The 7,914-nt window shown below is 69.8% G+C and carries 8 protein-coding genes and 2 pseudogenes; 8 read left to right on the plus strand and 2 right to left on the minus strand.

Going from position 1 to position 7,914, the window contains the following annotated elements:
• Window positions 1-949 precede the first annotated feature (949 nt).
• On the plus strand, window positions 950-1,966 hold the full coding sequence (locus ACFVXJ_RS30320; protein WP_389666569.1) for an Lrp/AsnC family transcriptional regulator: 1,017 nt from the start codon (window positions 950-952) through the stop codon (window positions 1,964-1,966).
• Between the two features lie 61 nt (window positions 1,967-2,027).
• Window positions 2,028-2,243, plus strand: coding sequence for a transposase (locus tag ACFVXJ_RS30325; protein ID WP_389666571.1), 216 nt, complete (start codon window positions 2,028-2,030; stop codon window positions 2,241-2,243).
• Window positions 2,244-2,289: 46 nt separating this feature from the next.
• On the opposite strand, the pseudogene ACFVXJ_RS30330 reads toward ACFVXJ_RS30325, so the two are convergent.
• Window positions 2,290-2,450 (minus strand): annotated as a pseudogene (locus ACFVXJ_RS30330) (transposase); the annotation flags it as partial.
• Window positions 2,451-3,210: 760 nt separating this feature from the next.
• Here ACFVXJ_RS30330 and ACFVXJ_RS30335 point away from each other — a divergent pair.
• From ACFVXJ_RS30335 to greA, 3 genes and pseudogenes are all read left to right on the plus strand, one after another.
• On the plus strand, window positions 3,211-3,630 hold the full coding sequence (locus ACFVXJ_RS30335; protein ID WP_389666573.1) for a hypothetical protein: 420 nt from the start codon (window positions 3,211-3,213) through the stop codon (window positions 3,628-3,630).
• Window positions 3,631-3,853: 223 nt separating this feature from the next.
• Window positions 3,854-4,068 (plus strand): annotated as a pseudogene (locus ACFVXJ_RS30340) (hypothetical protein); the annotation flags it as partial.
• A 34-nt stretch (window positions 4,069-4,102) separates the two neighbouring features.
• Window positions 4,103-4,759 carry a transcription elongation factor GreA gene (gene greA, locus ACFVXJ_RS30345; protein ID WP_389666575.1) on the plus strand — a complete coding sequence of 219 codons (657 nt, stop codon included), beginning with the start codon at window positions 4,103-4,105 and terminating at the stop codon, window positions 4,757-4,759.
• Window positions 4,760-4,923: 164 nt separating this feature from the next.
• Here greA and ACFVXJ_RS30350 read toward each other — a convergent pair whose 3' ends face one another.
• Window positions 4,924-5,049 carry a hypothetical protein gene (locus ACFVXJ_RS30350; protein WP_389666577.1) on the minus strand — a complete coding sequence of 42 codons (126 nt, stop codon included), beginning with the start codon at window positions 5,047-5,049 and terminating at the stop codon, window positions 4,924-4,926.
• Window positions 5,050-5,437: 388 nt separating this feature from the next.
• On the opposite strand from ACFVXJ_RS30350, the gene ACFVXJ_RS30355 reads away from it, so the two are divergent.
• The 3 genes from ACFVXJ_RS30355 to ACFVXJ_RS30365 all read left to right on the plus strand — a co-directional run bounded on the left by ACFVXJ_RS30355 (window position 5,438) and on the right by ACFVXJ_RS30365 (window position 7,751).
• Entirely contained in the window at window positions 5,438-5,731 is a 294-nt protein-coding gene (locus ACFVXJ_RS30355) for an STAS domain-containing protein (protein ID WP_389666579.1), read from the plus strand.
• Window positions 5,732-6,460: 729 nt separating this feature from the next.
• Window positions 6,461-6,622 (plus strand): hypothetical protein, encoded by a 162-nt coding sequence (locus ACFVXJ_RS30360; RefSeq protein WP_037792689.1) that lies wholly within the window; start codon window positions 6,461-6,463, stop codon window positions 6,620-6,622.
• Window positions 6,623-7,346: 724 nt separating this feature from the next.
• Complete coding sequence (locus ACFVXJ_RS30365; protein ID WP_389666585.1) at window positions 7,347-7,751, plus strand: Scr1 family TA system antitoxin-like transcriptional regulator; 405 nt, start codon at window positions 7,347-7,349, stop codon at window positions 7,749-7,751.
• Window positions 7,752-7,914: the final 163 nt, after the last annotated feature.

Below are 7,914 nucleotides of genomic sequence, written 5' to 3' on the forward strand. Positions count from 1 at the left end.
TCTCTGCCGTGACGGCCTGTTCATGTGCCTCCAGGAACGAGGCATAACGGCGCCCCGTCAGGTGAAGCACCTCGGACGTCGGCGCACTCCGGGACGCCCGGATGGCGGGGCCGGGAAGCGTGCTCCGGTCCTGGTCGCAGACGACCGCCAACAGCGGGCACCGTATCCAGGAGACATGGTGGCCGGGCCGGTACCAGCCGACCCGCAGGGCGATCCGTGCGGCGATCGTCTCTCTCCCAGCTGGTGTGGCGACGGTCGGGATCCAGGGCCCGGTCGCCGTCCATGGTGAGCGCGGCGACCGTGCCACGCGCACCAGCGGTCGGGACCGGCAGCGGCGGCCGCCTGGCGAGGCCCCCGAGCGCGTCCGCGGCCCGGCCGAGCAGACGTAGCGCCGCGAGCGGTGTCACCGAGCGCAGCGCGTGGGGAGCCACCGCGCGGCCGTCGACCAGCAGGGTGTGTGCGATCGCGCAGGCCAGTCGCGGGTGGTCGGCCGCGACACGGAAGACGTGGCCGCCCGCGAGCGAGAAGCCCCAGACGGAGGTTCCGCCGGCCATGATCACGACAGCCGCCGTTGGACCCCGGATAGTGCCGGCCGACACACGGGGTACCACTGCTGACGAAGCGTACTCTCTCCCGTTGCTTGAACGCGGGCACATGGATCTCCGTGGTGAATCGCTCGCTCTCGGGGTGCAGTGAAACCGCAGGCTGCGGCGTTGTCGCACCGCAGGCCCCCTTCTCCAGTGCGCCGGGCGCGGCGCTGGAAGCGCTGCCGGTCAGCCGATCAGGCCGGGGAACCAGATACGAGGGTCAAGGATCATCGGATACTCCTTCCATGGCTCGGGTCCGCCGACGCACCTCAGGGGACGGGCGGAGTGGCTGACATCCATGCTTGGGGCGAGGTCTCCCGAACGGGTCCCGCAGGGCTATGGAATGGGCGAAACTTGCCTCCATGGCGCGCGCATCGGCGAATTCCGTACTGAGCCCCATCGATCAGCGGCTGGTGGCCGCGCTGCAGTGGGACGGCCGCCTCACCGCGGAGCGGGCGGCCCACGTGCTGGGGCTCAGCCCCGCCACCGTGCGCCGCCGCCTGCACGCGCTCGGGGCCGACGGCACCGTGCGCGTGGTGATCTCACCGGTCGCGCGGCCGCGCAACGGCGGCTCGGCCGGGGCCCTGTTCCTGCGCATCCGGGTCCTGCGGGGAAAGCTCGACACGATCGTGGCCGCGCTCGCGGCGCGCGAGGACATCCCGTTCATCGACGTCACCACCTCGGGTGACGAGATCTTCGCGGTCGCCCGAACCGAGCCGGGTTCACGCGACCCGCTGGTCTTCCGCCAACTGCCCTCCACCCAGGCGGTGACGTCCCTGGAGAGCGCCACGATCCTGCACGTTTTCCGGCTCACCTCCGAGTGGCGTCACCACGTGCTGACCGCACCCGAACGCGCAGCGCTGAGCCCGGCCGAACCGGCCCCCGAGGCGACCGCCGCCGGTTCCCCGGGCCCATACGGCGTCGACACCGACGCCCTGGAACAGTCCCTCATCGACGCCCTCACCACCGACGCGCGCCTGACCTCGACGGCCCTGGCCGCGCGCACCGGCCACCCTGAGAGCACGGTACGCCGCCGCCTCGCCCAACTGGCCGCCCAAGGGCGTCTGATCACCCAGGTCCTGGTCGATCCGCGCCGCCTCGGGTTGCCCATAGAGGCCAAACTCCTGCTGCACGTGCCCCCCGACCATCTGGCCGCCACCGGGCAGGCGCTGGCCGACCACCCCTCGGTACACGGCGCGTTCGCGACGTCGGGACCGTCGAGCCTGCACGCGGCCGCGTACTTCCCGGACCTGACCGCGCTCTACAACTTCCTCTCCCAGGACCTGGTCGGCCTGGGCATCACCCACGTCGAGACGGCCATCGTCAGCCGCGCCGCCAAACGCACTCCCACGCCGGTCCAGCCCGACCCGTCGAGGTGAGGCGCCCTCGTAGCCGAGCAGGCCCTCGAAAGTGATCGGTATCGCGTGCTGAGAGGCGGATGTGGTTCACCGTCTACCGGGGTTCGTTCAGTTCGACCGCCCCGGCCACCTCGTCGTCGACCGACACTCCGTCCACCGGAGCAAGAAGGTCAGAGCCTGGCTCGCTGACCGACCCGGCCGCAGCACCCTGCACCTGCTGCCCGATCACGAGCCCGATACCAGCCCCGACGAGCTGGTCAGCGCAGACCTGGGCGCCTGCGACTGGGCACGGGACTGAAAATCGTTCGGCTCTGTCTCACATTCGGTGGTGACGGAGGGTGGTGTTATCCGAGGAGGATGCGGTGCCGGAGCAGGGTGAAGCCTGCTCGTCCGGGCATCTGGCGGGCCATCCGCTTGGTTTTGGTGTTGATTCCCTCGGTTGTCCGTTGCTGTACGGAAGTGTGACCGCGGCGATCACAGCATCGCGGTCTCGCTCGAGGCCGCGGGCGGTGCGTGGAAGGGCGAGCGGATCGCGCTCTACGGCGTCGCCGAACTTTCCGGCCAGGACTACCCCCGCCGGGCCGCGGCTACCCCCTGCTCGTGAAGGCCATCCCGATCTCGGTCCCGTCAGTCCCGTCGGCCCCGGGGTGGAGCGATGATGGAAGGGCCCGAGCGCGCCCGACCTGCTGCATTGCGAGTGCTCGCAACGGATAGCTGACCGGCCTGGGCACGCTGACCTGCCGGTATCCGGGAGGACTCTACGCCCACCGGTTGCCGGTGCGGCTTCCGCGACGAACCGTGACGTCCGACCGCCAGGGCCCGGCACGCTGGTGCGGGAAGCCCGCGCCGAAATGGCGTCCGCGGGTGGTCCGCCGAGCGGCAGGGTGAGCACAGGCGCGCGGCCGGTGCGGCGATGGAGTGGCACCCCGGTGGGGACTGGCGCACAGCGCTGGCTGTGGGGCGGGAGCGGGCCGAATCCTCTGTCCCTCAGCGCATGCGTAGGTGCAGTTGCGCTTCGGCGGTGAATCGGTCGACCCGGGGGAGTGGACTGCTACTCCGAGCCCTGTCGCACCCGGTTGCCGAACCGCGGCGTGGCCGGCCGGTGAAACAGTTACGGGGGCGCATGGGCGCCGGCGAGACAGCTTCCTGCGCCCTCTGATCTGGTGGTTTAGCCGTTGGGAGGGCGAGAGGATGGCGACAGCCTCATAGCGTGTGCTGCGCCGCGACCCGGGGAGGCAGCGGCTTTCGCGTCGAGGGGAATGTACATGTTCAAGAGCAAGAAGGCTTGTTCGCTCGTATGGGCCGGTGCGGCACTCAGCCTCGTGCTGGGCGGGACGTGGGTGGGCGTGGCGGTGGCCGCTCCCCCGGGGGCGGCCAAGGTGAAGGCCCCGTACGCGCAGGCCGCTGCGGTGGTCAACGCCGACGGCAGCGTCAACCGGTCCAAGGGCATCGAGGCCGTCACCCACCCCAAGACGGGGCACTACTGCGTCGAACTGGAGGACAAGGACCTGGACATCAGGAACCTCGTCCCCAGCGCCACCCTGCAGTACACCAGCTTCGAATACGGTGTCCGGATCTCGATGTGGCCGCATCCCGAGTGCGGAACCCGCGCAGACACCTTCCTCGTCATCACGGGGAAGACCGGCGTGTGGACGGACCAGTCCTTCTCCTTCGTCGTTGCGTAACCCGGCGCACGGGGCCGTCACGGGCGGCCAACGTGCCACGCACCGCGACGACCCCGCCCGGCAGCCACGCGCTTGACCAGGTTCCCGCGCCGGAAACCGCGGGCACCGGGGTCGTGACGTGGGAACGGCCGGGCGTGTGCGGTAGTGCCGGCCACCTCTTCGGTGAGGCTGCGGTGAGCGCGCTCTCGACATTCGCCGGCGAATCCGAAGAGGTGGCAGGGACATGCCGCGGAAAGCACGAACCGTCGGCCCGAGACGGACCCGGGGCCTGAGGCCGGGGCACGCCTATGTCGAGTCGGTGGGCGGCCCCCTGGACGGCATGCTGCTTGATGTCACGGGTTGGGACCGCGGGAGGTCGTGGACGGGGCGATGTTGACGTCCGAGCACGGCCGGTTCGGGCCGGGTGGCCGGTCCGAGTACGAGCCGGACGAAGCGGACCCCGGGCCGGCGACGCCGGCCGGTTCTGGGCTGCATGGTGGCCCGCCGCGCACACAGGTGCAGGCTGTTGCGTGTTCATCGGTTGGTGGAGGTGGGGAGATGGTGTTCTCGCTCCGCGAGCGTCGAAAACGCCTTAGCATCGCTGTTGATCTTGCGTGGTGATCCGGTTTGGTTTCCGCCGGTCGCCTGCTCCCACACCTCGGAAAGGTCATTTCATGGCGAGCGTACCCATGCGCGGAGTGGTGCGCGTCGGTTAGAGCAGGAACTCGACCGTCTCAAGACCGTGGAGCTCCCGCAGGTGCTTCGTGACATCGAAACAGCCAGGGAGCACGGCGACCTCTCCGAGAACGCCGAGTACCACGCCGCCAAAGAGCGGCTGGGCATGATCGCGGCCCGGATCACGTTCATCGAACAGACTCTCAGTCGCGCTGAGATCATCGATGTCACCAAGGTGCCCCATGACGGGAAGGTCACCTTCGGTTCCACGGTCACCGTCGAGAACACCGCCGGCGGCGAGACCCAGACCCTCCGACTGGTCGGCCCCGAGGAAGCCGACATCAAGGAGGGCTTGGTATCCATTGCGTCGCCCCTTGCCCGAGGCATCATCGCTCGAGCAGTGGGCGACACGGTCAAGGTGACGATGCCTGCGGGCGTCAGGGAATTCAAGATCCTCAAGGTGGAGTACATCTAGGACCTTCCCTCTCCCTTGGGGAGGGAGCGGCGCTACCCCGCAATCACTCCGGCACGGGCCTCGGTCCGTCGACGGACCGTCCGGCCTGCCAGGACTCCGGCCCTCAAGGCCGGGCGATCACCCGGCAATCACCCGGCCCCAGGCTGTCTGGGGTGTCGCTGTCGTCAGTTGGCACGCTGTTCGGTGGTGTGGAGTTGTCGTTGTGCGGCGGTGATGCGGCGGCGTGCGGTGAGGGTGCTGACGCCGTCGCGGGCGGCGAGTTCGGCGGCGGCGGGTAGGTGGGCGCTCAAGGACAACTCGGTGCATCACAGGCCCAACGCACGGGTCGCTGAGATGTCACACTGCCGCCGGCCGGCTTGCGCACGCTTGGCAGGCGCGTTGTCGTGCTCGCCGGCGTGCTGATCGCCGTTTGTTCAGCGGTCGCGGTGGCGGCCGTGGTGTCGGGGTTCGGTCGTCAGCAGTATGAGGGCCAGGCCCAGCGGCACGAGGAAGAGCAGGAGCAGCGTCATGCCTGGCTCGTGCCCGCTCGCAGGCTCCCGACACGGGACGCTCGCCCGGCGGCTGCTTCCCTGCCTGCTCAGATGGGCAGGCATAGGGGTAGCGCTGTTTCCCGCTGGTAGGGGATACGGTCACGGCACAGGTGCCAGTGCGAGAGGGGCGGTGGTGAAGTCGTCGACAGTGAGCATCCGGACCGAAGCGGGCGGCGCACGCGTGATCGTTTGCGCGGGTGACTTCGACATGGACACCCTCGCCGGCCTGTCGGCCGCCTGCGAGCGGGAAGCCGAGTCCTCCCGCAGGCTGGTCATAGATGTCACCGGCGTGACGTTCGCGGACTCCTCGTTCCTCAACGTCTTGATCACGTGGCGCAAGAGGCTTCCGGTGGCGCTCCTCGGTCCGCTGCCGTCCCGGTTGCGTTTCTTGCTGGAGATCACCGGCGCGCTGGAGCTGTTCGAGGTCCGTGATCACGCCTGACTGCCAAGCCGGCGCGGGGGCGGTCCAGGAGCCGACGCCGCCGCTCGCCTCTTCGGCCTCCCAGGGCAGGCAAAGGTCGACATGGTCGTCGATCACGTGCTCCGGTCTCTATCGGGCGCAGTGGATGCCGAGGGCGGCCAGGCGTGCGCGCTGCTCAGCGGTGAGGCCCTCGCGGCGGGTGCGGGTGTTGGAGAGCCATACCCCGAGTCGTACCGGGCCGTCGGGAGCTCCTCGGTGTGGGGGCGGGGGGCCTCGACGCGTCCTTCGCGGGCGGCGTGCCGGGCGAGGGCGTCGACGCCCTGATCGAACGCCGAGGAGCTGCCGGCCCGGCGCGCCGTGGGCGGGGCAGCCGGTTCCGGCGTCTTCTTCACACCCGGCTCGGCGAGCCGCTTGCGCTGTTCGTCGTTGAGCCGGTCCCAGTCCCGCTGCTGGGAGGCCGGCCAACGCCACGATGTCTTCGCCGTGTCGGGTGACTCCGGGTGTCACGTCCGCCGGCCGGGCGTTGCCGCCAGGAGTTGGGCGAGGTAGGTGTGGCGTTGCCAGTCGACGGTCCAGCCGTTTTCGCGGGGCCTGTCGGGGTCGATGGGAGAGCTGATCGGCTCGCCGGCGGGCGCGTCCTCAGCCTGACGAGCGACTTCTCATGCCCGCCTGGCAGGTTAAGAAACGCATAAAATTCGAATGCATGGGCGGGTTGTGGTCGGGCAGTAGGCGCTTTGGAGGTTGATAACTATGGTTCCCCTGCTTCTCGTTCTTCTGCTCGCTCTGATCCTGTTCGGTGCCGGTTTCGCGGTGAAGATCCTCTGGTGGGTCGCCATCGCCGTGCTGGTGCTGTGGCTGATCGGTTTCGTCGCCCGTCCGAAGGGTGGTAGTGGCCGCTGGTATCGCTGGTAGCCGTATGGCGGCAGTGCAATGTGTGCAGGGCGGTGGCCTGCCTTTCCCATCCGGGGCGGCGGGTCACCGCCCTGTCCGTCGTCTCAGGTGCACGAACGGGCAGGCCGGTACCGGGTGAAGTCGGGCACGAGGGGTATGCGGGGACAGCCGGGGCGGTCGCCGTGACGCAGCAGGAACCTGCCACCTCCAACACCGACGGCTGCCCCGGCCCCCCTTACACCGCCGACCGGACTACCTCGGGCATGTTCTTCGCTGGTGCCGGGCTGTCTGGCAGCTCCGCGGTGCGGGCTCGGGGGGCCACGAGCGTTCTTCGCGGGAGGCTACCGTTGCAGTACCAAGCGGGTTCGGCTACCGGGCCCGGTGGATGCCGAGGGCGGCCAGGCGTCGGCGTTGCTCGCTGGTGAGCCCCAGCGGCGGGTGCGGGTGTTGGAGAGCCGTACCCCGAGCCGTACCGGGCTGTCTGGCAGCTCCTCGGTGTGGCTGCGGGGGACGACGGCCCGACCCTTGCGGGCGGCGTACTGGGGTGAGGGCGTCGACGCCTTGCTCGAACGCCGAGGGGCTGCCGGCCCGGTGCGGCCGCGGCGGGCCGTCCGGCTCTGGGGGCCCGGTGACCGCCCAGGTCCATCAGCGCCCTTGCTGCCCGTCGCCGAGCTGGTTCAACGTCTAGTGGCGGCGGCTGAACCGGGCGGGGCTGACCCGGCTGCAGACGGAGATCACCCCACTGATCGACCACACCCGCCGCTTCAGGGTCTACTGCAACCACGTCATCCCCGGCCTGCTCCAGACCCAGGACTACGCCACGGCCGTCATCGCCGCCTACGGCACCTTCCACGCCCTGGCGGACACCGACGCCACCTCCGCCGCCCGAGCACGCCTTGAGCGCTCCAAAGTCCTTGCCCGGCCGGGGCGGACGTTCGCTTTCGTCCTGGAGGAACGCACCCTGCGGCCGGGAGTAGCCGACGCGGCAGCGACCGCCGGCCAGCTGGAGCGGCTTCTGACGGTGATGGCCCTGCCCCAGGTGTCCCTCGGCATCGTTCCGGCCGGCCCCCCCGCCTACTGTGGCCCACCGAGTCCTTCACCCTCTACGACAGCGCCCAGGTCGGGATCGAGCTGCTGTCCGCGCGGGTGACCATCACCGCCCCCGGCGAGATCGCCGTCTACGACCGCGCCTTCGCACACGCCTGCGCCGCAGCCCTCTAGTAGTGCTTTGTTAGCGGGTCTTGTCACGTCCGGTGTCTGGTAGTTCGCTGGTTGTATGAGGGCTGGGGAGCTTGCTGCTGTGCGGGTTCGGT

The sequence above is a fragment of the Streptomyces sp. NPDC058279 genome (assembly GCF_042881255.1).
Lineage (GTDB): Bacteria > Actinomycetota > Actinomycetes > Streptomycetales > Streptomycetaceae > Streptomyces.